Genomic DNA, 23,614 nt, shown 5'->3' with positions numbered 1-23,614 from the left:
TTCAGTCCGGCAGGACCTTGCCGGGATTGAGGATGTTCCGGGGATCCAGCGTCGCCTTGATCTGTCGCATCAGGGCGAGCGCCACGGGATCCTTGCGCCGCGCCATCGAGCCGCGCTTGCCGAGGCCGATGCCGTGCTCGGCCGAGAATGATCCGCCCAGATCGCGCACGATCGTTTCGACCACCTCCATCACCGCGTCGTAATGCGCTTCGATGTCGCTGGGCCAGACCGTCAGATGCACGTTGCCGTCGCCGAGATGCGAGACGACCATCAGCCGGGCATCCGGGTCGATCCGCGCGATCTCGGTTTTGGACCGGTCGAGAAACGTCTCGACCCGTTCGAGCGGCAGCGACACGTCGGTGATGACCGAATGGCCCATCGCGTTCGTGAGCTCTCCCGCGGCCTCGCGACGCTCCCACATCTCGCGTCGCTGACTTTCGGAGCGCGCCACGTGGGCGTCGATCACGCGACCCTCCTCGATCAGGCCGGCCAGAACCTCTTCGAGATAGGTCTGGATCGGGATCGCGCCGGTTTCGTCGGGTTCCGCATCGCGCGGCGCAGTCGCGCCGATCTCGATCATGATGTTGTGGTCGTGGGCGTCGGCGAAGGGCTGCCGCGCCGTCTTGCCATGCGCGAGATGGGCGTCGATGTAGTTGCGCGGCATGTATTCGAAGGCCTCGACCGCGCCGCCGGTCGCGTTCTGGAGCGTGTTGAGCAGGTCGAGCGCCACGCCCAACTCGGGCACCGCGACCATCGCCGTCGCATAGGCCTTCGGCTTGGGCCAAAGCCGCAGCACGGCCGCCGTGATGATCCCGAGCGTCCCCTCGGAGCCGATGAAGAGGTCGCGCAGGTCGTATCCTGAATTGTCCTTCACGAGCTCGGTCATCAGATCCATGACCTCGCCCGATGGAAGCACCACCTCGATCCCCACGCAAAGCGCGCGGGTGTTGCCATAGCGCAGGACGTTCGACCCGCCCGCATTGGTCCCGAGCACGCCGCCGATCCGCGCCGACCCGCGCGCCCCGAAGGTCAGCGGGAAGACGAGGTCATGCGCATCGGCGGCCTCGTGCATCTGCGACAGGACCACGCCCGCCTCGACGATCGCCATGCGCGAGGATGGACGGATCTCGCGCACCTTGTTCATCCGCTCGAGGCTCAGGGCGATACGGCCCGACGCATGGGTGCCGCCCATCAGGCCCGTATTGCCGCCGAAGGGCACGATCGCGACACCAGCCTGCGAGGCCGCGCGCACGACCTTCGAGACCTCCTCGGTCGATGCGGGGCGAACGGCGCAGAGCGGCGCGCCCTCGTAATACCCGGTCCAGTCGCGCGCATAGGCTTCCGCATCGGATCCGGTCAGCACGTTCGCCGCACCGACCGCGTCCCGCAGAGCGTCGAGGATATCCATGTGAGCCTCCCAGCAAAGGCGGCCATTCTGCCCCAGCGTGGAGGGCTTGGCCAGAGGGTCAGACGCCCAGGTGCAGCGCCGCGAGATCGGCGTCGAGATCAGCCAGCGCCCCTTGCCAGACGTCGCGGCCGCGCGTGAGGATCACCGCGCGATCGGCGATGCGACCGAGTTCGGCAAGCGACTTGTCCACGATCAGGATCGCCATCCCGGCTTCGCGCGTCAGCACGTCGATCGCCGACCATATTTCGGCCCGCACGAGCGGGGCGAGCCCCTCGGTCGCCTCGTCGAGGATAAGAAGGCGCGGATTGGTCATGAGCGCGCGCCCGATCGCGAGCATCTGCTGCTCTCCACCCGACAGCGTGCCCGCCCGCTGTTCGCGCCGTTCGGCCAGGCGCGGAAAGAGCGCTTCGACCCGCGCCCGGTCCCAGTGGCCCGGACGTGCGGCGGCGATCAGGTTCTCGGTCACGGTGAGCGGCGCGAAGCAGCGACGCCCCTCGGGGACGAGGCCGAGCCCCAGCCGTGCCGCGCGATGCGAAGGCAGACCGTGCAGATCCCGACCGGCGAAGCGGAGCCCGCCCTGCGAAGGCATCATCCGGCAGATCGCGCGGATTGTGGTCGTCTTGCCCATGCCGTTGCGGCCCATCAGCGCCACGACCTCGCCCTCGGCCACGGTGAAGCCCACGCCGTGGAGCACGTCGGCTGGCCCGTAGGAGGCGTGGAGGTCCTCGATCTCGAGCAGGGTCATGCCGGCGACCCGAGATAGGCGTCCTGTACGGACGGATCGGCGCGGATCTCGGGGCCGGTGCCCGTCGCGATGATCCGGCCCCCGACGAGGACGCTGACCCGGTCGGCGAGCGCGAAGACCGCGTCCATGTCGTGTTCGACCAGCAGGATCGGCGCGCGCGCCTTGACGCGCCTGAGCAACGCGGAAAGATCGGCCACGCCCTCGGTGCCGAGCCCGGCAAGCGGTTCGTCCATGACGAGCGCGCGGGGATCGAGAGCGAGGGCCGCCGCAATCTCGACCCGTCGCCTGTCGCCGTGAGAGAGAGCGCCGGCGGGGACATCTTCGCGCCCCGAGAGGCCGACTTCGGCCAATGCATCTCGGGCCGGCACCACCAGATCGTCGCGCAGCAGCGCGCGTCGCCAGATACCGATCCGCCGCTCACGCCCCGCGAGCGCCAGCATCACGTTCTGCAGCGCGCTGTCCTCGAGCGCGAGGGACGAAACCTGGAACGTCCGCCCGAGCCCCGCGCGCGCCCGTGCGGGAACGTCCCACTCCGTCGCATCCCGCCCGTCGAGCGCGATGCGACCCCCATCCGGCCGGATGGCACCCGATATCTGCCCGATGAGCGTCGACTTGCCTGCGCCGTTCGGCCCGATCAGGGCGTGGATCTCGCCGGCGCGGAGGTCGAGATCGACCGCGTCGCTGACGACGAGCGCGCCGAAGGATTTCGTCACGCCGCGAATGCTCAGGCGGGGCTCAGCCATGCGAGGTCTTCCGGCTCAGGAGCCCCACGATACCGCCCCGCCCTGCCAGAACCACGGCGAGCAGCAACAGTCCGAGGAAGATGTGCCAATACTCGGAGAGACCGCCCAGCCAACGCTCGAGCAGAACGAAGAGCGCGGCCCCGGCCACGGGCCCGCAGAGCCGCCCGACGCCGCCCAGGATGATGAAGACGATGATCTCGCCCGAAAGCTGCCAGGAGAACATCGTCGGGCTGACGAACCGGTTGAGATCGGCGTAGAGCGCGCCGGCGAGGCCCGTGATCGCACCGGAGACGACGAAGGCCCTGAGCCGCAGCCGATCGGGGTCGATGCCTGCCGCCATGACCCGCGCGGGTGCCTGCCGTGCGGCGTTGAGAGCGAGACCGAACGGAGAGGCCGCGATCCGGGCCATGACGAAGAGTGCAATCAGCAGGATCGCGAAGCAGATCGCGAAGAACTGGATCGGGTCGAGCGTGTCGAGCCCCGGAAAGCCGTTCCTGAGATAGATCGGCAATCCGTCCTCGCCGCCATAGGCCGGCCAGGAGATGGCGAGATAGTAGAGCATCTGACCGAAGGCGAGCGTGATCATAATGAAGTAGACGCCGCTCGTCCTGAGCGAGATGCGCCCGATGGCCCAGGCCGCGAGCGCTGACGCAAGGATCGCGAAAATCCAGATCACGGGCATCGACTTCGACCCCTCGAAGAGGAATGGCCATGTGAAGATCGGATCGTAGACCTGCGCGTGGCTGGCCAGCACCCCCATCGCGTAACCGCCGATCCCGAAGAAGGCCGCGTGCCCAAGGCTCACCAGACCGCCCAGGCCCAGCGCAATGTTCAGCCCCACCCCGGCAAGCGCGAGGATCGCGACCTTGGTGGCGAGCGTCACGGTGAAGGGCTGCCCCGCCAGCGACGCCCAGATAGCCACGGCACCGAGCCCACCCAGGAGCGCCGCGTTGATCCAGCGCTCAGGCATGACCGAAGAGCCCCCGCGGACGCCAGAAGAGGATTGCGGCCATCAGCACATAGATCGCGACCTGCGCGAGCGCCGTGCCCGCGGCCTGCGCCTCGGATGCGGTCATCACCAGCGACAGGAGGGCGGGCAACGCGAGACTGCCGAACGTGTCGGTGAGCCCCACGAGGATCGCGCCCACGAATGCCCCCTTGATCGATCCGATGCCGCCGATCACGATCACGACGAAGGCCAGGATCAGAACCGGTTCGCCCATGCCGACCTGCACCGACTGGATCGCACCGACGAGCGCCCCGGCCAGCCCCGCGAGTGCTGCGCCGAGCGCGAAGACGAAGGTGTAGAGCCGTCCGATATCGACGCCCAGCGCCGCGATCATCTCGCGATCGGCCTCGCCCGCGCGAATCCTGACGCCGAGCCGCGTGCACCGCGTGAGCCAGAAGAGCCCCAAAGCCACGACGAGACCCACCGCGATGAGCGTGAGGCGGTACTTGGAATAGACGATCGGCCCGAGCGCGACCGGGCCGCTCAGCCATGCCGGGATCTCGAGAAAGAGCGGAAAGGACCCGAAGATCCAGCGCACCCCTTCGGAGAAGATGAGGATCAGGGCGAATGTCGCGAGCACCTGGTCGAGATGGTCACGCGCATAGAGCCTGCGGATGACCAGAACCTCGACCAGCGCCCCGGCCGCCGCCGCTGCCGCGAGTGCCGCGGCGAGCGCCAGCAGGAACGATCCCGTCGTGCCCGCGACCCATGCGGCCGCGAAGGCACCGACCATGTAGAGTGATCCGTGTGCCAGGTTGATGAGGCCCATGACGCCGAAGATGAGCGTGAGCCCAGCCGCCATCAGGAACAGCATCACGCCGAACTGGACGCCGTTCAGAACCTGCTCGATCAGAAGCGCCATGGCCCCTCGGAAAAATAGCGGACCGCGCGGGTGAGGCGCGGTCCTTCGGATGTCAGGAAAGCGGAATAGAGGTCGGCGTCACATGTCGCAATCTTCGACATACTCGTTCGAGCGATCCTCGAGCGCGGTCGCGACGAGTTCGTTGGTGAAGACGTCGCCTTCCTCGATCACCTCGCGGACATAGATGTCCTGGATCGGGTGCTGATTCGAGGCGAAGGAGAAATCGCCCCGGACGCTGTCGAAATCGGCCGCCCGCAAAGCCTCGCGGAAGGCGTCGGGATCGTCGATCGATGCCGCGTCCATGGCCGAGATCAGCAGGTTCGCCGTGTCGAAGCCCTGCGCGGCATAGATCGACGGCAGCCTCCCGTATTCGGCCTCGAAGCTTTCGACGAAGGCGCGGTTGGCATCGTTGTCGAGGTCCTTCGACCATGTCGACGTGTTCCGGACGCCGAGCGCGGCGGGACCCACGGCCTGGAGAATCCCCTGATCGAAACTGAAGGCCGGCCCTATGACGGGCAGGTCGAGCCCGCTATCGGCATATTGCTTGAGGAAAGCGATTCCCATTCCGCCCGGCAGGAAGAAGAAGACCGAATCCGCGTCCGAGGCCCGGATCCGCGCGATCTCGGAGGCGTAGTCGGTCTGCCCGAGCTGGGTAAAGACCTCGCCCGACAGGTTGCCCTCGTAGAAGCGCTTGAACCCGGTGAGGCTGTCCTGCCCGGCGGGATAGTTCGGGGCCAGGATGAACGTCTCGGTATAGCCGGCCTGCGTGGCATAGGCACCCGCCGCCTCGTGCAGGTTGTCGTTCTGGTAGCTGACGGCGAAGTAGTTCGGATCGCATCCGCGTCCGGCGAGTTGCGCGGGGGCCGCATTGGTCGAGAGATAGAACTTGCCCTGCGCGACCGCCCCCGGAACCACCGCCATGGCGAGGTTCGACCAGACGATGCCGGTCAGCACGTCCACATCCTCCTGCTGGATCATCCGGTCGGCGATCTGCACGGCCATGTCGGGGGCCTGTTCGTCATCCTCGATCACGACTTCGAGGTCGTCGCGGTCGGCCTGTTCCACCGCCAGCATGAAGCCGTCGCGCGTGTCGATGCCAAGTCCCGCGCCGCCGCCCGAAAGCGTCGTGATCATGCCGACCTTGACGCCGCCATCTTCCTGGGCACCCGCCATGCCGGCGAGCGTGGCGATCGCGCCTGCCGCGATGAAGGTCTTCGTCCGCATCAGCGTTTCTCCCCCGAACCATTCGGTAGCATGACTGCCCGCCTCGGTTCCAAGATCAAGCCCTTTTCGCGAATTCGCCGGGTGCTAACTGAAAGGAACAGGCCCAACGCACGGAAAGCGAGCGTCATGCGCGACCTTCTCATCGACGACGCGAGCAACGATCGCACGGCACGCGGCACCGAATGGCGGCTTGTCTCGGACCAGGTGATGGGCGGCATGTCAGACGGCACACTCCGGACGGAGGAAGTGGCGGGTCGGCGCGCGCGGCGTCTGACGGGGCATGTCAGCCTCGAGAACGACGGCGGCTTTCTGCAGATGGCGCTCGACCTCGAGCCGGACGGAGAGCCCGCGGATGCGTCGGATGTCACGGGGATCGAGGTCATGCTGCGCGGAAACGGGGCCGAGTACAACGTGCATCTGCGCACGGCGGATGTCGTCCGACCCTGGCAGAGCTATCGGCTGTCCGTCCCGACGACCGGCGAATGGACCACGCACCGCCTGCCTTTCGCCGATGCGCGGGCGCACAGGATCGACGCGGCATTCGATCCCACGACGCTGCGCCGCATCGGTCTGGTGGCGATAGGGCGCGAGATGGAGGCCGATCTGGCGCTCGCGCGGCTTGCCTTCTACGTATAGGTCAGGCGCGCGACAGAACGCTGCGAGGACGCGCGCGATAGAGGATCGTGGTCAGCATTCCCGCCAGTACGGCCTTGAGGATATCGCCCGGCACGAACGCCACCGAAAGGCCCGCCGCCTCGATCCAGCTGCGCCCGAGCACGATCGCCATGCCCGTGATGCCGCAGACGTAGAGCACGACGATCCCGCCCAGAACCGATCCGATCGCCGCCGCGACGCCGACATGGAGGCGCGAGAGCCTTTCGGTGATCAGGCCGGTGACGAACGCCGCGAAGGGCCAGCCGAGGAAGAAGCCCACGGTCGGCCCCGCGAGCACGCCAAGCCCGCCACGCCCGCCCGCCAGGAGTGGCAGGCCGAGAAGTACGAGAAAGATGAGCAGCAGCACGGCAAGCGTGCCACGACGGGCACCGAGCACCGTGCCCGCGAGCATGACGCCCAGCGTCTGGGCCGAGATCGGCACACCGAAACCCAGATTGACCGGCGGGACCAGCCCCAGCACCGCGATGAGCGCCGCGAACATCGCGACGAGGCTGAGATTACGTTCCATGCCGGTCATTTCCTTCTTCGATGAGCCCGCCGCGGGCGCGCAGAGCATCCGCAACGTGGTCGGCATCGTCAAGCGCGCTGATGGCGAGCGGCGCGAGCACGCGCCATGAGGGCGCATGGCACGATCGTGCCCGCCAGGCCATCCGGAGCTGTGCCGCGCGCGACATGAGCGCGGGCGTGAAGCGGAGCACGAGCGCAATGCCGAGCTCGACCGGTCGGGTCGAGATACCGAACCTTCTGAGCGGGCTGGCGAGCGCGCGAACCACCGCGATCATCTCCGAAAGCTGTGTCGTCATCGTCACGAGCGTCGCGATCCCCACCGCCGAGAGAAGACGCAGCGCGATCGTCGCCCCCTCGGCCCAATCCCCCGTGAGCCCGTTCCAGAGCAGGATCAGCACCACGAAGGGCCAGAGCGGCCAGAGCCGACGCAGCCCCGCACGCGCGAAGATGCGCCCTGGCGCGAGAAAGAGCGCAAGGACCGCCAACGCAGCGAGCGCCTGACCCCAGGGATGCCCGATCGCGAAGAGGACCAGCGTCGCGACGCAGAGACCCGCGAGCTTGAGCCAGGCGGGCCAGAGATGCGCGTGCGTCCTGACGGGCGAGCTCAGCGCGAGCATGGGGGCCTAGTCATCGCGTGCGCCGATCTCGCGCATCCGCGCGGCATAGGCGTCGAGGACTTCCGGTCCGCCCTCGGCCATGACACGGCCCTCGTCGATCCAGATCACATGCTCGTAGTCCGCGAGGTCCTCGGGCGCATGACTGATATGGACGAGCGCCGCATCGAGTGCCCCGAGCCTGCGCGCGAGCTGCATCCGCGTCGGAATGTCGAGCCCCGAGAACGGCTCGTCGAGGACGATCACCCGCGGCTGCATCGCAAGGATCGCCATGAGGCAGACGAGCTGCTTCTGGCCATGCGACAGGTCGTTGACCGATCGCGGCCCCCACCCGGACTTGCCGAAGCGTGCGAGCGTTTCTGCAACGCGGTTCTCCGCCGCGCGTGCTTTCAGGCCCTGCTGCCGGAGACCGAACCTAAGCTCTTCGGCCACAGTGGGGAAGATGATCTGGTGGTCGGGATTCTGGAACAGAAGCCCGATCGTGACGAGTGCCGCGCGCCGGTCGCGCATGACGTCGACGCCCTCGATCCGCAAATGCCCCTCGACAGGGACGAGGCCGGCAAGCGCTCGGGCAAGCGTCGACTTGCCCGACCCGTTGCGGCCCACGATACCGATCCGTCGCGCGCGCGTGGCAAGCGTCACGCCCCGCAGGATGTCCTGCCCGTCGAGCACATAGCCAACCTCGCGAAGATCGAGAACATCCGTCACGCGGGCGGTGGTACCCCGCCTCCCGCGCCTTGACTAGCCTTGCGCGACAATCTCCATCGATCGTTCCATCAGACCCATGAGATCACCGAAATACCCCTGCGATCGCGCCGGGCGATCCGGGTCGGACGTGATCACCATGGTAAGCGCCAGATCGGGCGCGACGCAGATCACCTGACCGCCATATCCGCGGGCGAGCGCGTAATCCGCTCCCGCATGGGATCCCAGAAACCAGCCGAGCCCGTATCCGAGACCGGACCAGCGCGACCGTGTCCGCCCGCGCCACGAATCCTCGACATATCCGGCACCGAGCACGCGCGCCCCGTTCCAGGTTCCGTCCATCCGGTACATCTCGCCGAACCGCAGGAGGCCTTCGGGGCTGAGCGCCATCTGGTTGCCGCCCATGTAGCGGCCTTGCGGATCGCGGGTCCATGGCGGGATCTCGATCCCGAGGGGGCCGCCCAGCCGCTGCCGCGCCTGATCGAGCAGCGACAGGCCGGTGGCTTCGGACAGGACCGCCCCGAGTATGTGGGTCGATCCGGTGGAATAGAGCATCCCCTGCCCCGGCTCCTCAACGAAGTCACGGGCGAGTGCGTCCGCCACCCAGTTCCCGCTGGAGATCCAGGCTCCGTAATTGCCTCCCGAGGTCCGTTCGAGCCCGGCCTGCATCGACAGAAGATTCTCGATCGTCAGCTCCCGCGCCCTCGGGTCGGCATCCGACGGGATGAGGCCGGGCGCCAGTTCGCCGATCGTGGCATCGATCCCCGGGATCTCGCCCCGGTCAATCGCACAGCCCGTCAGCGCCGAGACGATCGTCTTCGACACCGATTTCACGTTGACCGGCGTGGAAAGCGCAGGACCCGCGAAGACCCGCGCAACCTGACGCTCGCCATCGACGGAAACGATCATGGCGCGGATCTGATCGAAGGACGCGGCCCTCTCCTCGACACCCGCCCAGGGGCCCGAGGATTGCGCGAAGGCCGGCCGCGCGAGGCCGAATGCGGCCGCGCCCGCCATCACCGCCCGCCGTGTCGGCCTCATTCGCCGGCCACTTTCAGGACGATCTTTCCGATATGCTCGGAGCTTTCCATCCGCGCATGGGCCTTCGCGGCGTCGGCAAGCGCGAATTCGCTGTCGATGATCGGTGCGACCTTCCGGGCCGCGAGCAGAGGCCAGACATGTTCGCCGAGCGCGTCGGCGATACGGGCCTTGGCGAGATCGCTCTGCGGACGCAGGGTCGAGCCGGTGATCGTCAGACGGCGCATCATCACCTTGGCGAAGTTGAGCTCGGCGTTGGATCCGCCCAGGAAGGCGATCTGCACGAGACGTCCTTCATCCGCCAGCGTATCGATGTTGCGCGGGATGTAGTCCCCGCCCACCATGTCGAGGATCAGGTTGGCCCCGCCTTCCGCCTTCAGGATCTCCACGAAATCCTCGGAGCGATAATTGATCGCCCGTTCGGCACCGAGATCGGCGCAGAAGGCGCATTTTTCGTCGGTGCCGGCAGTGGTGAACACCCGCGCACCCCATTCGCGCGCAAGCTGGATCGCCGTCGTGCCGATCCCCGACGAACCACCGTGCACCAGAAACCGCTCGCCCCCGTCGAGGCCGCCGCGATCGAATACGTTCGTCCACACGGTAAAATAGTTCTCGGGCAGACAAGCCGCTTCTTTCATCGTCAGCCCATCGGGCACGGGCAGGCAATGTGCGCCGGGCGTCGCGACATATTCCGCGTAGCCCCCGCCCGGCAGCAGCCCGCAGACCCGGTCGCCAACGTTCCAGCCGGCCCCATCGCCCACCGCGACGATTTCGCCCGCCGCTTCAAGGCCCGGCAGATCGCTCGCGCCTTTCGGAGGCGCATATGCGCCCGCACGCTGCAGGGCATCCGGCCGATTGACGCCGGCAAAGGCCACGCGGATCACGACCTCGCCCGCACAGGGCCGGGGCACTTCTCGCGTCTCTGAGACCAGGACCTCCGGCCCTCCGGCTTCGGAAATCTCGACGACGTTCATCCGATCGGGAATATCGCTCATCTCGCACCTCTCGATCCGGGAAACGCGCCCATGCCCGAAGGTTTGCGAAGCCGCGACAAGGCCCAATTGGGCCCGGCCATCATCGCACGGCCTACGGGATTGGCTGCAACGCTCGCCTTCGCCCGCTCGATCCGCATGACGTTGTCGATCCGGCGATCCAGGAATGCCCATGTATCCTGCGATTCGAGCGAATCGTCGCCCAGCCAGAAAAGCACGGTGGAGGCATAGACGCCCGACAGGGTCGCACGCTTCGTGTACCAGTTGACGTCGTCGGACGTGTCGCCCAGCACGGTCCAGATCCGGTCCGCGGTGCCCCAGATCGCGCGGCTTCCGTCGGCGGCATTCTGCGGCAGCGCAAAGAGCGTGGTGCCACGTCGCACCGCCTCCTTGTCCTCGACGACCTCGATGCGGGTGCGTACCGCACGCGTCACCTTTTCGCGAAAGCGCAGCCCTTCCATTTCCTGCGAGCGGAGGCTTTCGGCCATCCTGTCGTCGCCGCGACGATGGAAGGCCAACGCCATGTCGACCGGACCGCGGGGGAAAAGTGCCCGCGCCTCGGCCTGCGGGATCTCGGCATCGCGCGCCGCGGCCCGCAGCGTCGTCTCGCTCCAACCGTCGAAGGGCACGTGCATCATCGCCGCATCCAGCAGCGCGTCTCGGGGATCGTCCATGACATCTCCAGTTCGATGGCTCTTACTGGACAAGTTAGGCATCGCCTGCTAGAAGGCCAACCTCCTGCACTTGACGTAACACAAACTTAGAAAGGTGGTGAAAACCACATGCAGGTTAGCGTTCGCGACAACAATGTCGATCAGGCGCTTCGCGCCCTGAAAAAGAAACTCCAGCGTGAGGGTGTCTTTCGCGAAATGAAGCTCAAGCAGCATTTCGAGAAGCCCTCGGAGAAGAAAGCGCGCGAAAAGGCCGAGGCCATCCGCCGGCAGCGCAAGCTCGCCCGGAAGAAGGCCCAGCGCGAAGGCATGCTTTGAGAGCTGCATTCGACGCCTGAGACGCCAGATGGCCCCCGGACGAAGGTTCGGGGGTTTTTCCAAACCGGCTCAGCCCATTTCTAACGTCTTGCGTCAGTTCCTCGAAGGCTTCGCCGCAGCCATGTCGGCCGCACCGGCGGGCGCAAACGCAAAGCGCGCGGCGCAGGCCGCAAAGCTCGATCCGAAGGATCCCGGATGGACCATTTCCTTTATCGCGACGGCCATCTCCATGCAGAGGACGTGCCCCTCGCCGATATCGCGGCCGAGGTCGGAACGCCGTTCTACTGCTATTCGACCGCCACGCTCACCCGTCATTTCCACCTTTTCGACGAAGCGCTCGACGGGCTCGACCATCTCGTCTGCTTCGCGATGAAGGCATTGTCGAACGTCGCGGTGCTCAAGCTCCTCGGCGATCTCGGCGCGGGCGTCGACGTGGTGTCCGGTGGTGAATATGCCCGCGCGCGTGCAGCCGGCATTCCGGGCGACCGCATCGTTTTCTCCGGCGTAGGCAAGACGCGCGAGGAGATGACGCAAGCCCTCACGGGCGGCATCCGCCAGTTCAACGTCGAATCCGAGCCGGAACTCCTCGTCCTCGACGAGGTGGCCACCGGGCTCGGGCTCAGAGCCCCCATCACCCTGCGGGTCAACCCGGACATCGACGCCGGAACGCACGACAAGATCTCGACCGGCCGCAAGGAAGACAAGTTCGGCGTTCCGATCTCTCGCGCGCGCGACATATACGCGCAGGCTGCCAGCCTTCCGGGCATCGAAGTAGTCGGAATCGACGTGCATATCGGCAGCCAGCTTACCTCTCTCGGGCCGTTCGAGGCCGCCTACGGCAAGATCGCCGAATTGACCGAGGCTCTGCGCGGGGACGGGCACACGATCCGCAGGCTGGACCTTGGTGGCGGACTCGGCATCCCCTACGCACGTGACAATCAGGCCCCGCCCGTGCCGGCCGAATACGGCGCGATGGTGCGCCGCACGCTCGGCCATCTCGATTGCGAGATCGAGATCGAGCCGGGCCGCCTCATCAGCGGCAATGCGGGCGTCCTCGTCTCGCGCGTCCTTTATGTAAAGGAGGGAGAGGATCGTACATTCCTCATACTCGACGCGGCGATGAACGACCTTGCGCGTCCGGCGATGTATGGCGCGCATCATGATATCGTCCCGCTGGTCGAACCCGCGCCGGGGGCCCTCCATGCCCCGGTCGACGTGGTCGGGCCGGTATGCGAATCCGGCGACACCTTCGCCCGGGCGCGCGACCTGCCACCGCTCGCGCCCGGCGATCTCGTGGCGTTCCGCAGTGCGGGGGCCTACGGGGCGGTCATGGCGTCCGAATACAATTCCCGCCCGCTGGTGCCCGAGGTCCTCGTCCGGGACGATCAAAGCTCCGTCATCCGGGCACGTCCGACATTTGACGAGATGATCAAACGCGATATCGTGCCTTCATGGCTGTGACGCCCGGCTGATCCGCGCACGGCCCCCCCCTCGAGGCCGCCGCGCCAGTGCCGGAGTGTCATGCCCCCGACGACCCGATTGCCTGAAACTGCCCGGCGCGGATTGCGCCGACCGCTTTTCCTCACGCGTGCCGGCATGGCGGCGGAGCGGGGAACGCACGCCTTCTGGCCGCTCTGGACATTGGGGCTCGTCGCACTCGCATCGTTGATGCTGGGCCTGCACGAGGCCGCGCCTCTCGAAATCTTCTGGATCATTGCGGTGTCCCTCGGGCTCGCCGGGCTCTGGGCGCTGATCCACGGCAGCCGCCGCTTCCGCTGGCCGTCCGAGGCCGATGCGCTCGTCCGGCTCGACGAATCGTTGAAGGGGCGTCCGATCACCGCCCTCACGGATGCGCAGGTCGTAGGTTCGGCCGACAGCCAGTCCCGGGCCTTATGGGACGCGCATGTCGCGCGTATGGCCGAGCGGATTCGGTCCGCACGCGCCGTTCGGCCGGATCTGCGCGTGGCCGCGCGCGATCCGTTCGCGCTCAGATACGTGGCGGTACTGGCCTTTGCGGTCGCCGTTCTCTTCGGATCCATCCTGCGCGTGGGATCGGTCGTCGAAATGGGACCGGGTGGCGGACAGGCCGCGGCGCAGGGCCCCTCATGGGAAGGCTGGATCGAACCGCCAGCCTATACCGGCCTGCCATCTCTCTACCTCGCCGATCTGCCGTCAGACGGCATCGAGCTTTCCGAGGGAGCGAACGTCACCATCCGTCTCTACGGCCAGCCCGGCGATCTCGACGTGTCGGAAACCGTCTCCGCCCAGATCGGCGGGGAAGAGGATGCGGACGCCCCGCTGCGCAACTTCCGCATCGCCCAAGAGGGCGAGATCGCGATCGACGGACCCGGCGGACGTCGCTTCGAGATCGCCCTGCTGCCCGATGCGCCGCCCGCCATTCGTGTCACCGGCGATGCCGAACGCGCCGAGAACGGACAATTCCGCCAGCCATATGCCGCGTCCGACGATTATGGCGTGACTGCCGGCAGCGTCGAGATTTCGCTGGATCTGGATGCGGTCGATCGCACTTGGGGCCTCGCGACCGAACCCGATCCACGCGAGCCGCTGGCCGTCGATCTGCCGCTGCCGATCAGCGGCGATCGTTCGGACTTCACCGGAACGCTCGTCGAGAATTTCAGCGAGCATCCTTGGGCCAACCTGCCGGTGCGGATCACCTATCACGTGACGGACGAGCTCGGTCAGGAGGGCGCGTCCGGCACGCAGTCCCAGACGCTTCTCGGGTTGCGCTTCTTCGACCCGATGGCCCAGGCGATCGTCGAGCAACGGCGCGACCTCCTCTGGGCGCGCGAGAACGCGACGCGCGTGGCGCAGGTTCTGCGCGCCGTGTCCTACGAGCCTGACGATGCCTTCCCGTCGGAATCCCTCTATCTCAAGCTTCGAGTGGCGATCCGGCGACTCGAGGCGGAAATCGCGGACGGGTCATTGTCGCCCGAGCGTCAGAACGAGATCGCAGCGGCCCTCTGGGATATCGCGAACGAGCTTGAGTACGGCGACCTCGCCGACGCGCTTGACCGGCTGCGCCGCGCGCAGGAGCGGCTGTCCGAGGCAATGGAAAACGGCGCCGACGAGGCAGAGATCGCCGAGCTCATGCAGGAGCTCAGCGAGGCGATGAACGATTATATCCGTCAGCTCGCCGAACAGAACGAGGGTCAGGACCAGCAGCAGGCCGAAGATCAGCAGGGGCAGGAGATCACCGGCAATCAACTGCAGGAAATGATGGACCAGATCCAGGAGTTGATGGAGCAGGGCCGGATGGCCGAGGCACAGGCGCTTCTCGAACAGCTCAATCGCATGATGGAGAACATGCAGGTCACTCAGGGCCAGGGCGGGCAGGGTCAGCCCGGCCCTGGCGAACAGGCGATGCAGAACCTCCAGCAGACTCTTCGCGACCAGCAGAATCTAAGCGACGAAGCCTTCCGCGACCTGCAGGAACGGTTCGGTCAGCAACCTGGAGGTCAGCAAGGCCAGCAGCCGGGACAACAACCCGGCGGACAGCAACAAGGTGGCGAGCAGGGCCAACGACCCGGACAGCAACCGGGAGGCGACCAGCAGGGGGGGACCGGCGCGGGACAGGGCGACCAGCCTAACGGCCCAGGGGATCTCGCCGATCGTCAACAGGCGCTTCGTGACGAACTCGACCGCCAACGGGGCAACCTCCCCGGTGCCGGGTCCGAAGCCGGAGAAGCCGCGCGAGAGGCGCTCGATCGAGCTGGTCGCGCCATGGACGGGGCCGAGGAAAGTCTTCGGAACGACGATTATGCCGGCGCGCTCGACGACCAGTCGGACGCGATGGAAGCGCTGCGCGAGGGGATGCGATCCCTTGGGGAGGCGATGGCCGAGGAACAGGGACAGCCGGGACAGGGCATGTCGACCGCCGAGGGCGACCCTCAAGGACGTGCGCGCGATCCGCTGGGCCGCGAGGCCGGACGGACCGGCAGCATGGGTTCCGAAGAGGAGCTTCTGAATCAGGAAGACATCTACCGCCGCGCCGAGGAACTGCTCGACGAAATCCGCCGCCGATCGGGTGAGCAGGCCCGACCGGAGGCCGAGCGCGACTATCTGCGGCGCCTGCTCGACCGGTTCTGAACGAAGTCTCTCGGCTCAGGAAAAGATGCCGGAGGCTCGTCCGAGCAACATGAAGGCACGGGCCGAACGTGTCTCGACCCATGCGGCAAGTTCCGCGTCCGAGGCCTGGGGCGCGATTTCGGCAAGCCGATGATCGAAGAGCCGCAGGAAATGATGCACAGCATCGCGATAGATCGTGTCCTGACGCATCCGCGACCGGCACCGATCGAGCGCCTCCTCGTCCCGAATGCCGCCGAGCGGTGCGACCTCGGGCCCCCGCTCGCCGTCGGCGAACCGCCGCCAAAGCGTCATCGGCGCGGGCTCGGCCTTCAGGTCGTCCATGTAGAGGCCGTCCTGGCTCAGCAATGTCAGGACATCCTGCGCGGCAATCACGATCTGGGCGGCACGCCTGTCGCGCAAGGCGCGCCGCAACGCATCGAACCCTTCGCCATCCTCGGTATCTGCCGGAAATTGCAGCGCGCGGGTCAGCGCGTCGAGCGACAGCGGCGGATCGGCCGGACCCGGATGCGGATCGAGGTCGAGGCCCGGCCCCTCGTCCTCGGCAGGTTCGGCCATGGGGGCCTGCGCCGGTGGGGCGTTCAGGATCTCGTCGGCACGCTCGATCGCCGGAGCGCGCTGCGCGAGCCACGTCTCGAGCTCGGCCAGACGATCGGTCACCTCCCCGAGCTGCTGGCTCACCCTCTTCAGCGCGGCGTCGGGTGCCGCACCGCCACGCGGTGGCTGTGCGCGCTCCCGATGAGAAAGTTCGTGCCGCAGATCCTCGATCTCGGCGTTCTGCTCCATCAGTGCGACGCCGAGAGCGCCGCTCGCCACGATCGCGATCGGTCCGACGATGCTCAGCAAGATCATGATCACGGGCAGGATCGACGCCGCCGCACCACCTGCAAACAGCATGAAGATCGCCACGAGCAGCAGCCAGCCGAACGACAGTGCCAGCGCCACGCGCAGGCTCGGCCGCAAACGGCTCAGGTAGGAAAGGATATCGTCCGCCATCGGAACCTTTCGGGTAAGCGCAGACCGCGCTTGGGATCAGCGGTATTCGACGCTCAGGATCTCGTACGATTTCTCGCCGCCGGGGGTTCGGACCTCGACGCTGTCACCTTCGTCCTTGCCGATCAGCGCGCGCGCGAGCGGCGATTTGATGTTGAGCTTGCCCGCCTCGAGATTGGCTTCGGGCTCGCCCACGATCTGATACGTCTTTTCTTCTTCGGTATCCTCGTCGACCAACGTGACATGTGCGCCGAACTTGATCGATCCCGACATGCGCGAAGTGTCGATCACGTCGGCACGAGACAGGATCCCCTCGATTTCCTTGATGCGACCTTCGATGAAGGACTGCTTCTCCTTCGCCGAGTGATATTCCGCGTTCTCGCTCAGATCGCCATGCTCTCGCGCCTCGGCAATCGCACGGATGATCTCCGGGCGTTCCACCGATTTGAGCTGCTTGAGCTCCGCGTTGAGGTCTGTCTGTCCCGCGCGGGTAAGGGCGATCTTTTCCATATTGGTCGTTCTTCATGTCGAGGAGGACGAAAACACTGGCCGGTTAACGCAAGCGCATCCGCAAAAGTCAAGCGAAGCCCGTCATAGCCGATCCCGGGCCAACCCTCGATCCCCCGCCGGAGTTCCGGCGAGCCCTACGCCGGGTCGCGATTGACCATCGCCCCGGACCGAAGTTAGGTTTTCCTTCGATTTATGCGATGCCCCACACGAAGGAATGCCGATGTCCGATGTCACACGCGAAGCGATGGAATACGACGTCGTCATCGTCGGCGCGGGTCCCGCCGGGCTCAGCGCCGCGATCCGCCTCAAGCAGCTCGACCCCGATCGGGAAGTCGTCGTGCTCGAAAAGGGATCCGAGGTCGGCGCGCATATCCTGTCGGGCGCGGTGCTCGACCCTGTGGGCCTCGACCGGCTTCTGCCCGACTGGAAGGAGCGGGGTGCCCCGCTCGACGTGCCCGTCACGTCGGATGCATTCCATTTCCTCGGCAAGAGCGGAAAGATCTCCATCCCGAACGCGATCATGCCGCCGCTGATGAACAACCACGGCAACTACATCGTCTCGATGGGCAATGTCTGCCGTTGGCTTGCCGAGCAGGCCGAGGCGCTCGGTGTGGAGATCTTCCCGGGCATGTCCTGCTCGGAACTCGTTCATCACGAAGACGGATCGGTCAAGGGCGTCGTGGCGGGCGAGTTCGGTCGAAACGCCGACGGCACGCCCGGCCCGTCCTACGAGCCGGGGATGGAGCTTCACGGCAAGTATGTCTTTCTCGGCGAAGGCGTGCGCGGGTCCCTCTCGAAGCAGGTGATCGAGGCGTTCTCGCTCGCCGCCGAGGCGGATGTGCAGAAATACGGTTTGGGCATGAAGGAGCTCTGGGAGATCGACCCGGCCAAGTCGCGGCCCGGATCGGTCGTCCATACGATGGGATGGCCGCTCGGCGACAATGCGGGCGGCGGGTCGTTCATCTATCACCTCGACAACAATCAGGTCTATGTCGGCTTCGTCGTGCACCTGGGATACGCCAATCCGCATGTGAACCCCTATCTGAGCTTCCAGCAGTTCAAGCATCACCCGATGGTCGCCGAACTGCTCGAAGGCGGCAAACGCATCAGCTATGGCGCGCGCGCGATCAGCGAAGGCGGCTGGCAATCGCTGCCCAAGACCGCCTTTCCGGGCGGCGTGCTGCTGGGCTGTGCGGCGGGAATGGTCAACGTGCCGCGGATCAAGGGCAACCACAACGCCATGCTGTCGGGGATCGCGGCGGCCGAGGCCGCGCATGAAGCCCTCGATGCCGGCCGCTCCTCCGACAGCCTCGAAGGCTACGACCGGGAGGTACGACAGGGCGCGATCGGCCAGGACCTCAAGAAAGTCCGGAACGTGAAGCCGCTCTGGTCGAAATACGGCCTGAAGGCGAGCGTCGCGCTCGGCGGGTTCGACATGTGGTGCAACACGGCCGGATTCTCGCTTTTCGGCACGCAGAAGCACGGAAAGACCGACGCGCAGGCGACCGAGGCCGCCGCAGACCATTCGCCCATCGACTATCCCAAGCCGGACGGCAAGCTGAGCTTCGACCGGCTGACCAATGTGAGCTTTTCCAACACCAACCACGCCGAGGACCAGCCCTGTCACCTGCGGCTGAGGGATGCCGAGGTACCGGTCAAGGTGAACCTGCCGAAATATGCGGGCCTGTCTCAGCGCTATTGCCCGGCAGGCGTCTACGAATTCGTCAAGGACGAGAAGACAGGCGAGGATCGCTTCGTCATCAACTTCCAGAACTGCGTTCACTGCAAGACCTGCGATATCAAGGATCCGCAGCAGAACATCGTCTGGACGGTGCCCCAAGGCGGCGACGGCCCGAACTATCCCAACATGTAGTCGCAACGCTCGCGGCCCGGGCAATTCTGCGCGAGGCTTCATTGTATCGCGATGCGCCGGTCGCTAGGGTCCACGGCGACCGCAAACGCGAAAGGGTCGTCATGTTCCGTCCGCTTCTCCTGGCCACAGCACTCGGCCTCATGGCCCAGACCGCCACGGCGGAAGTCAATCCCGGGGCCTATCTCGCCGGCCGCCAGGCGCAGACGACGAACGATTACCGCGAGGCGTCACGCTATCTCGCGCAGGCCCTTGCCGGCGATCCGAACGATTACGCGATCCTCGAACAGCTTGCCGCCTCGCATATCTCGCTTGGCGAGATCGACGAGGCCGCGGCGATCGCGAGCCGCCTGACACAGGCCGGAGGAACCTCGCAGCTCGCCAACCTGGCCACCCTCGCCCAGCAGACGCGCGAGGGTGAATGGTCACGCACGCTCGAGGACATGGAAGCCGGTCTCAGCGTCGGATCGCTCTTCGACGGGCTCGCACGTGCCTGGACGCTTCTGGGCGACGGGCAGACCGACGCGGCGCTTGCCGCCTTCGACGCCGTTGCCGGTCAACAGGGCCTCGCGGCCTTCGGTCGCTATCACAAGGCGCTCGCCCTTGCGTCGCTCGAGCGGTTCGAAGACGCCGAGGCGCTTCTCGCGGACGGCGCGTTGTCTCTCACGAGGCGCGGAACCGTCGCACATGCACAGATCCTCAGTCAGCTCGGCCGGCCGGACGAGGCCATCGCCACGATCGAGGAAGCATTCGGCAACGGCACCCTCGACGAGCCGCTGAGTGCATTGCGGGATCGCCTGCAAGCCGGCGAGACGATCGACTACACGATCGCCCGCGATGCCGTGGAAGGCATGGCCGAGACCGCGTTCGATATCGGCAACATCTTGGTGTCAGAGGCGTCTCCGGCCTTCACCCTGCTCTACGGGCGGACCGTGACCTATCTTCGGCCAGACCATGTCGAGGCGATCCTACTCAATTCAGCCCTTCTCGACGAGCTGGGACAGTACGAGCTCGCCATCGAGGCCTCGGAAGGCATTCCCGAGGACGATCCGGCCTTCGCTGCCGCCGAGATCGGCCGTGCGGAAATCATGATCCGGTCCGACCGACTGGACGAGGCGATCGACACCCTGCGCGCACTTTCGGAAAGCCATCCGAGCCGTGCGCCGATCCTGATGGCGCTCGCGGACGCGCTGCGCGAGGACGACCGGACGGAAGAGGCGAATGCGGTCTATACCGACGCTCTCGAAGCGTTCGGCGATGACGATCCGTCGCGCTGGATCGCCCTTTTCTCCCGCGCCGTGACCTACGAGCGGCTGGACGAATGGTCCGAGGCGGAAGCGGATTTCCGTGCCGCGCTCGAGGTCAACCCCGACAGCCCCATCGTGCTGAACTATCTCGGCTATTCCATGCTTGAACGCGGAGAGGATTATGACGAAGCGCTTTCACTGATCGAGCGTGCCGTCGCCGCCCGCCCCGATTCAGGCTTCATCGTCGACAGTCTCGGCTGGGGGCTCTACCGCCTCGGCCGTTTCGACGAAGCCGTCGAGCCGATGGAACGCGCGGTCGAGCTCATGCCCGTCGATCCGGTGGTGAACGATCATCTGGGCGATGTGTACTGGATGGTCGGCCGCAAGCTGGAGGCACGGTTTCAGTGGCAGCGTGCGCTCAGCTTCGTCGACAACGACCAAAACGACGAGGTCGAACCGGACCGCATTCGCCGCAAGCTCGAGATCGGCCTCGATCGCGTCATCGACGAGGAAGAGGGCACACCGCTGATCGTCAATGACGGCGGCTGATCTTTCTCTGCGGGCCCGCGCCAAGATCAACCTTGCCCTGCATGTCACGGGGCGGCGCGCCGACGGGTATCACCTGCTCGATTCGCTCGTGGTCTTTGCCGAGATCGGCGACAGCCTCGAGGTCCGACCGGCCGAGCACTGGTCTCTCTCCGTGACGGGTCCGATGGCGGATCGTTGTCCTGCGGGAGACGACAACCTCGTGATCAGGGCCGCGCGCGCGACGGACGGCCCTCCTGCGGCCTTCACGCTTGACAAGCATCTGCCGATCGAGGCCGGCATCGGCGGCGGGACTGCGGATGCGGCGGCTGCACTTCATGCGCTCCGAAATATGGACGGTCGCGCGCTGCCTGCCGATCCTGTCCGGCTCGGTGCGGATCTGCCTGTCTGCCTCCTGTCGCGCGCCGCGCGGGTCGAGGGCGTGGGTGAGATCGTGAAGCCTGTCGACGGGCTCCCGCCAATCCATGCCGTATTGGTCAACCCGCGCGTGGCGGTCTCGACACCCACGATATTCAACGCGCTCACGAGGCGCGAGAACGCTCCCCTCCCCCCCTTTCCGGCATGGCCCGACGCACGCGCTTTGGCCGACTGGCTCGGAGATCAGCGCAACGATCTCGAGGATCCGGCGCGCAGCGTCTGCCCGGCAGTCGGCGTGGCGCTCGCGCGCATCGCCCGGACCGAAAGCTGCCTGCTTGCGCGGATGTCGGGCAGCGGTGCGACCTGCTTCGGGCTCTATGCCTCCGCGCCAGAAGCGCAGATGGCGGCCGCCAAGCTTACCAAGGAGCACCCCAATTGGTGGATCCGTGCCACGGGACTTGCCTGAGCTACTGGATCCGCACGACCACGTAATCGGCCAGATTGCGCAGCAGGTCACGCAGCTCGGTATCGGGAAGCGGGTCGAGTGCCCTCTTGGCCGTCTCGGCCCAGGCGAGCGCCGTTTGCCGCGTGCTCTCGATCGCACCGCGGCGCTTCAGCAAGTCGAATGCCGCCTCCAGATCACCCTCTTCCTGCGCACCGCGTCCGATCGTGCGCACCCAGAACGCCCATTCCTCGCCTTCGGCCCCTGCGACTGCACGGATGATCGGCAGCGTCATCTTGCGCTCGCGGAAATCGTCGCCGAAATTCTTTCCGGCAGCTTCGCCCGTCTGCCAGTCGAGCAGGTCGTCGACCATCTGGAACGCGATGCCCAGCGCGTCGCCATAACGATGCAGCGCCCCGACCAGGTCGTCGGGAATACCGGCGATCACGCCGCCCACCTCGGTCGCCGCCGAGAAGAGCGCGGCGGTCTTGCCACGCACGATCTTGAGATAGACGTCCTCGCTCGTGGCGAGATCGCTCATCGCGGTGAGTTGCAGGACCTCGCCCTCGGCAATCGTGGCCGCCGCGCTCGCCAGGATGTCGAGCACGCGCAGCGACCCCGTCTCGACCATCAGCTGGAACGATCGCGCAAAAAGATAGTCGCCCACGAGGACGCTCGACTTGTTGTCCCACAGGATGTTCGCGGTCGGCCGACCGCGGCGCTGGCCCGACCCGTCGACGACGTCGTCGTGCAGGAGCGTGGCGGTGTGGATGAACTCGACCGTCGCGGCCAGATGCACGTCGTAGGGCCCGGGATAGCCGTTCATGCGCGCGGCGGCGAGCGTGAGCATCGGCCGGATGCGCTTGCCGCCCGCGCCGATCAGGTGATCGGTAACGGCAGGAATGCGCGGGGCGTGCTCGCTCGCCATGCGCTCGCGGATCAACGCGTCGACCTCGGCCAGCGGCTCTGCGAGCGCCTGTGCCAGTCGTTCCTGGGGCTTGAGACTCGCGTCCATATTTCCACCGCTCGACAAGGGGGGCGCGGCGACTTAACTGCGCCCCATGAAGGAACTCATGCGCAGCAGCGACCCCACGAATATCGCCTTCGCGAAGGCCCTGCTTTCGGGCGAGGGGATAGAGTGGTTTGAGTTGGACGTCCATATGAGCGTTCTCGAAGGAAGCATCGGGATCCTTCCGAGACGGCTGATGGTGGCCGACCGCGATCATTTTCGTGCTGAAGCCGTCCTGGTGGACAACGATGTCGATCTCGGGCGGTGAGACCACACGCGACGCCTTTCTCGGCGGTCGACTGACGCTCGAGCAGCCTGCCCGCGGATACCGGGCCGGGGTCGATCCGGTCATCCTCGCGAGTTTCGTGCCCGCCAAACCCGGACAATCGGTGCTGGAGCTCGGCTGCGGCGTGGGATGCGCGCTTTTCTGTCTCGCCTCGCGGGTGCCCGGTCTCGATCTTTCGGGCGTCGAGTTGCAGGACGAATATGCCACCCTCGCACGGCGCAATGCCGAGACGAACGGGATCGTCGCCGGAATTTACAGCGGCGATCTGGATGAACTGCCCACCGAGCTTCGACAGAGGCGTTTCGACCACGTCATCGCGAATCCCCCTTATTATGCCCCCGGCAGCGGCACCCATCCCGCAAAGGACGATCGCGCGACAGCCCATCGCGAGGACCTGCCACTTGAGCGCTGGATAGCGGTCGGCGCTCGCAGGCTCGCCCCCCGTGGCATGATGAGCGTGATCCAGCGAGCCGACCGCATGGGGGACCTTCTCGGTGCGATGCAGTCGCATCTCGGATCCATCGTGGTACAGATTTTGCAGCCCCGCGCGGATCGCCCCGCCTCACTCGTCCTCGTACGCGGAACGAAGGGCGGGCGTGCTCCGTTGATCGTCAGCGCACCGATACCGATGCACCTCGAATCAACCTGTGATTGCAGCCGCAATAAATATACGGACCGGCTGCAATCGGTGCTCAGAAACGGGCAGAGCCTGATCTGAGCTGTGGAAAATTCGCGCATG

At 66.3% G+C, this 23,614-nt stretch carries 24 protein-coding genes; 9 read left to right on the top strand and 15 right to left on the bottom strand.

Annotated elements, in window-relative coordinates; genetic code table 11:
- Position 1: 1 nt before the first annotated feature.
- The 6 genes from RVY76_RS00950 to RVY76_RS00925 all read right to left on the bottom strand — a co-directional run bounded on the left by RVY76_RS00950 (position 2) and on the right by RVY76_RS00925 (position 5,991).
- Complete coding sequence (locus tag RVY76_RS00950; protein ID WP_317375191.1) at positions 2–1,408, bottom strand: FAD-binding oxidoreductase; 1,407 nt, start codon at positions 1,406–1,408, stop codon at positions 2–4.
- Between the two features lie 58 nt (positions 1,409–1,466).
- Positions 1,467–2,153, bottom strand: a complete 687-nt coding sequence (locus tag RVY76_RS00945; RefSeq protein WP_317375190.1) for an ABC transporter ATP-binding protein — start codon at positions 2,151–2,153, stop codon at positions 1,467–1,469.
- Positions 2,150–2,896, bottom strand: a complete 747-nt coding sequence (locus RVY76_RS00940; RefSeq protein WP_317375188.1) for an ABC transporter ATP-binding protein — start codon at positions 2,894–2,896, stop codon at positions 2,150–2,152. Before RVY76_RS00940 ends, RVY76_RS00945 begins: the two co-directional genes overlap by 4 nt.
- Positions 2,889–3,866, bottom strand: a complete 978-nt coding sequence (locus RVY76_RS00935) for a branched-chain amino acid ABC transporter permease (protein ID WP_317375187.1) — start codon at positions 3,864–3,866, stop codon at positions 2,889–2,891. The genes RVY76_RS00940 and RVY76_RS00935 overlap by 8 nt, the downstream gene beginning before the upstream one ends.
- Positions 3,859–4,767, bottom strand: coding sequence for a branched-chain amino acid ABC transporter permease (locus RVY76_RS00930; protein ID WP_317375185.1), 909 nt, complete (start codon positions 4,765–4,767; stop codon positions 3,859–3,861). The genes RVY76_RS00935 and RVY76_RS00930 overlap by 8 nt, the downstream gene beginning before the upstream one ends.
- Positions 4,768–4,845: 78 nt before the next feature.
- Positions 4,846–5,991: an ABC transporter substrate-binding protein gene (locus tag RVY76_RS00925; protein ID WP_317375184.1), complete on the bottom strand. Its 1,146-nt coding sequence runs from the start codon at positions 5,989–5,991 to the stop codon at positions 4,846–4,848.
- 126 nt (positions 5,992–6,117) lie between these two features.
- Between RVY76_RS00925 and RVY76_RS00920 the strand changes: the two genes are divergently transcribed.
- The gene (locus tag RVY76_RS00920) at positions 6,118–6,627 is read left to right on the top strand and encodes a CIA30 family protein (protein WP_317375183.1); all 510 of its coding nucleotides are present in this window, start codon (positions 6,118–6,120) and stop codon (positions 6,625–6,627) included.
- A 1-nt stretch (position 6,628) separates the two neighbouring features.
- Here RVY76_RS00920 and RVY76_RS00915 read toward each other — a convergent pair whose 3' ends face one another.
- From RVY76_RS00915 to RVY76_RS00890, 6 genes are read right to left on the bottom strand one after another with little or no spacing between them, the layout of a single operon-like run.
- On the bottom strand, positions 6,629–7,174 hold the full coding sequence (locus RVY76_RS00915) for a biotin transporter BioY (protein WP_317375182.1): 546 nt from the start codon (positions 7,172–7,174) through the stop codon (positions 6,629–6,631).
- Complete coding sequence (locus RVY76_RS00910; RefSeq protein ID WP_317375181.1) at positions 7,164–7,790, bottom strand: energy-coupling factor transporter transmembrane component T; 627 nt, start codon at positions 7,788–7,790, stop codon at positions 7,164–7,166. Before RVY76_RS00910 ends, RVY76_RS00915 begins: the two co-directional genes overlap by 11 nt.
- A gap of 6 nt (positions 7,791–7,796) precedes the next feature.
- Positions 7,797–8,495 (bottom strand): ABC transporter ATP-binding protein, encoded by a 699-nt coding sequence (locus RVY76_RS00905; protein ID WP_317375179.1) that lies wholly within the window; start codon positions 8,493–8,495, stop codon positions 7,797–7,799.
- Between the two features lie 33 nt (positions 8,496–8,528).
- Complete coding sequence (locus RVY76_RS00900; RefSeq protein ID WP_317375177.1) at positions 8,529–9,533, bottom strand: serine hydrolase; 1,005 nt, start codon at positions 9,531–9,533, stop codon at positions 8,529–8,531.
- The gene (locus RVY76_RS00895; protein ID WP_317375176.1) at positions 9,530–10,525 is read right to left on the bottom strand and encodes an NAD(P)H-quinone oxidoreductase; all 996 of its coding nucleotides are present in this window, start codon (positions 10,523–10,525) and stop codon (positions 9,530–9,532) included. The genes RVY76_RS00900 and RVY76_RS00895 overlap by 4 nt, the downstream gene beginning before the upstream one ends.
- Positions 10,522–11,196, bottom strand: a complete 675-nt coding sequence (locus tag RVY76_RS00890) for a COQ9 family protein (protein ID WP_317375175.1) — start codon at positions 11,194–11,196, stop codon at positions 10,522–10,524. The genes RVY76_RS00895 and RVY76_RS00890 overlap by 4 nt, the downstream gene beginning before the upstream one ends.
- Before the next feature lie 108 nt (positions 11,197–11,304).
- Between RVY76_RS00890 and rpsU the strand changes: the two genes are divergently transcribed.
- The 3 genes from rpsU (at position 11,305) to RVY76_RS00875 (ending at position 15,618) form a co-directional block, all read left to right on the top strand.
- A complete protein-coding gene (gene rpsU / locus RVY76_RS00885; RefSeq protein WP_009159816.1) occupies positions 11,305–11,511 on the top strand; it encodes a 30S ribosomal protein S21 in 207 nt (68 codons plus the stop codon).
- A gap of 195 nt (positions 11,512–11,706) precedes the next feature.
- Complete coding sequence (gene lysA, locus RVY76_RS00880) at positions 11,707–12,972, top strand: diaminopimelate decarboxylase (RefSeq protein WP_317375173.1); 1,266 nt, start codon at positions 11,707–11,709, stop codon at positions 12,970–12,972.
- 60 nt (positions 12,973–13,032) lie between these two features.
- A complete protein-coding gene (locus RVY76_RS00875) occupies positions 13,033–15,618 on the top strand; it encodes a TIGR02302 family protein (protein WP_317375172.1) in 2,586 nt (861 codons plus the stop codon).
- A 15-nt stretch (positions 15,619–15,633) separates the two neighbouring features.
- Here RVY76_RS00875 and RVY76_RS00870 read toward each other — a convergent pair whose 3' ends face one another.
- A complete protein-coding gene (locus RVY76_RS00870; RefSeq protein WP_317375171.1) occupies positions 15,634–16,611 on the bottom strand; it encodes a hypothetical protein in 978 nt (325 codons plus the stop codon).
- 36 nt (positions 16,612–16,647) lie between these two features.
- Entirely contained in the window at positions 16,648–17,118 is a 471-nt protein-coding gene (gene greA / locus RVY76_RS00865) for a transcription elongation factor GreA (RefSeq protein ID WP_317375169.1), read from the bottom strand.
- Between the two features lie 220 nt (positions 17,119–17,338).
- Between greA and RVY76_RS00860 the strand changes: the two genes are divergently transcribed.
- The 3 genes from RVY76_RS00860 (at position 17,339) to RVY76_RS00850 (ending at position 21,604) form a co-directional block, all read left to right on the top strand.
- Entirely contained in the window at positions 17,339–18,991 is a 1,653-nt protein-coding gene (locus tag RVY76_RS00860; RefSeq protein WP_317375167.1) for an electron transfer flavoprotein-ubiquinone oxidoreductase, read from the top strand.
- Between the two features lie 101 nt (positions 18,992–19,092).
- Complete coding sequence (locus RVY76_RS00855) at positions 19,093–20,784, top strand: tetratricopeptide repeat protein (protein WP_317375166.1); 1,692 nt, start codon at positions 19,093–19,095, stop codon at positions 20,782–20,784.
- A complete protein-coding gene (locus tag RVY76_RS00850) occupies positions 20,771–21,604 on the top strand; it encodes a 4-(cytidine 5'-diphospho)-2-C-methyl-D-erythritol kinase (RefSeq protein ID WP_317375165.1) in 834 nt (277 codons plus the stop codon). Before RVY76_RS00855 ends, RVY76_RS00850 begins: the two co-directional genes overlap by 14 nt.
- 1 nt (position 21,605) lies before the next feature.
- On the opposite strand, the gene RVY76_RS00845 is transcribed toward RVY76_RS00850, so the two are convergent.
- Positions 21,606–22,595 (bottom strand): polyprenyl synthetase family protein, encoded by a 990-nt coding sequence (locus RVY76_RS00845; RefSeq protein WP_317375164.1) that lies wholly within the window; start codon positions 22,593–22,595, stop codon positions 21,606–21,608.
- 46 nt (positions 22,596–22,641) lie between these two features.
- Here RVY76_RS00845 and RVY76_RS00840 point away from each other — a divergent pair, with 46 nt between their 5' ends.
- Both RVY76_RS00840 and RVY76_RS00835 read left to right on the top strand, forming a co-directional pair.
- A complete protein-coding gene (locus tag RVY76_RS00840) occupies positions 22,642–22,857 on the top strand; it encodes a DUF2007 domain-containing protein (protein WP_317375162.1) in 216 nt (71 codons plus the stop codon).
- A complete protein-coding gene (locus tag RVY76_RS00835; protein WP_317375161.1) occupies positions 22,838–23,593 on the top strand; it encodes a tRNA1(Val) (adenine(37)-N6)-methyltransferase in 756 nt (251 codons plus the stop codon). Before RVY76_RS00840 ends, RVY76_RS00835 begins: the two co-directional genes overlap by 20 nt.
- Positions 23,594–23,614 lie beyond the last annotated feature (21 nt).

This window comes from Palleronia sp. LCG004, assembly GCF_032931615.1.
GTDB lineage: Bacteria > Pseudomonadota > Alphaproteobacteria > Rhodobacterales > Rhodobacteraceae > Palleronia.
This window is presented reverse-complemented; position numbering and strand designations above follow the sequence as displayed.

Excerpts from the sequence above, each read along its gene's own strand:
- RVY76_RS00950 (WP_317375191.1), bottom strand. The coding sequence starts at position 1,408 with ATGGATATCCTCGACGCTCTGCGGGACGCGGTCGGTGCGGCGAACGTG.
- RVY76_RS00945 (WP_317375190.1), bottom strand. The coding sequence starts at position 2,153 with ATGACCCTGCTCGAGATCGAGGACCTCCACGCCTCCTACGGGCCAGCC.
- RVY76_RS00940 (WP_317375188.1), bottom strand. The coding sequence starts at position 2,896 with ATGGCTGAGCCCCGCCTGAGCATTCGCGGCGTGACGAAATCCTTCGGC.
- RVY76_RS00935 (WP_317375187.1), bottom strand. The coding sequence starts at position 3,866 with ATGCCTGAGCGCTGGATCAACGCGGCGCTCCTGGGTGGGCTCGGTGCC.
- RVY76_RS00930 (WP_317375185.1), bottom strand. The coding sequence starts at position 4,767 with ATGGCGCTTCTGATCGAGCAGGTTCTGAACGGCGTCCAGTTCGGCGTG.
- RVY76_RS00925 (WP_317375184.1), bottom strand. The coding sequence starts at position 5,991 with ATGCGGACGAAGACCTTCATCGCGGCAGGCGCGATCGCCACGCTCGCC.
- RVY76_RS00920 (WP_317375183.1), top strand. The coding sequence starts at position 6,118 with ATGCGCGACCTTCTCATCGACGACGCGAGCAACGATCGCACGGCACGC.
- RVY76_RS00915 (WP_317375182.1), bottom strand. The coding sequence starts at position 7,174 with ATGGAACGTAATCTCAGCCTCGTCGCGATGTTCGCGGCGCTCATCGCG.
- RVY76_RS00910 (WP_317375181.1), bottom strand. The coding sequence starts at position 7,790 with ATGCTCGCGCTGAGCTCGCCCGTCAGGACGCACGCGCATCTCTGGCCC.
- RVY76_RS00900 (WP_317375177.1), bottom strand. The coding sequence starts at position 9,533 with ATGAGGCCGACACGGCGGGCGGTGATGGCGGGCGCGGCCGCATTCGGC.
- RVY76_RS00895 (WP_317375176.1), bottom strand. The coding sequence starts at position 10,525 with ATGAGCGATATTCCCGATCGGATGAACGTCGTCGAGATTTCCGAAGCC.
- RVY76_RS00890 (WP_317375175.1), bottom strand. The coding sequence starts at position 11,196 with ATGGACGATCCCCGAGACGCGCTGCTGGATGCGGCGATGATGCACGTG.
- rpsU (WP_009159816.1), top strand. The coding sequence starts at position 11,305 with ATGCAGGTTAGCGTTCGCGACAACAATGTCGATCAGGCGCTTCGCGCC.
- lysA (WP_317375173.1), top strand. The coding sequence starts at position 11,707 with ATGGACCATTTCCTTTATCGCGACGGCCATCTCCATGCAGAGGACGTG.
- RVY76_RS00875 (WP_317375172.1), top strand. The coding sequence starts at position 13,033 with ATGCCCCCGACGACCCGATTGCCTGAAACTGCCCGGCGCGGATTGCGC.
- RVY76_RS00870 (WP_317375171.1), bottom strand. The coding sequence starts at position 16,611 with ATGGCGGACGATATCCTTTCCTACCTGAGCCGTTTGCGGCCGAGCCTG.
- greA (WP_317375169.1), bottom strand. The coding sequence starts at position 17,118 with ATGGAAAAGATCGCCCTTACCCGCGCGGGACAGACAGACCTCAACGCG.
- RVY76_RS00860 (WP_317375167.1), top strand. The coding sequence starts at position 17,339 with ATGTCCGATGTCACACGCGAAGCGATGGAATACGACGTCGTCATCGTC.
- RVY76_RS00855 (WP_317375166.1), top strand. The coding sequence starts at position 19,093 with ATGTTCCGTCCGCTTCTCCTGGCCACAGCACTCGGCCTCATGGCCCAG.
- RVY76_RS00850 (WP_317375165.1), top strand. The coding sequence starts at position 20,771 with ATGACGGCGGCTGATCTTTCTCTGCGGGCCCGCGCCAAGATCAACCTT.
- RVY76_RS00845 (WP_317375164.1), bottom strand. The coding sequence starts at position 22,595 with ATGGACGCGAGTCTCAAGCCCCAGGAACGACTGGCACAGGCGCTCGCA.
- RVY76_RS00840 (WP_317375162.1), top strand. The coding sequence starts at position 22,642 with ATGAAGGAACTCATGCGCAGCAGCGACCCCACGAATATCGCCTTCGCG.
- RVY76_RS00835 (WP_317375161.1), top strand. The coding sequence starts at position 22,838 with ATGTCGATCTCGGGCGGTGAGACCACACGCGACGCCTTTCTCGGCGGT.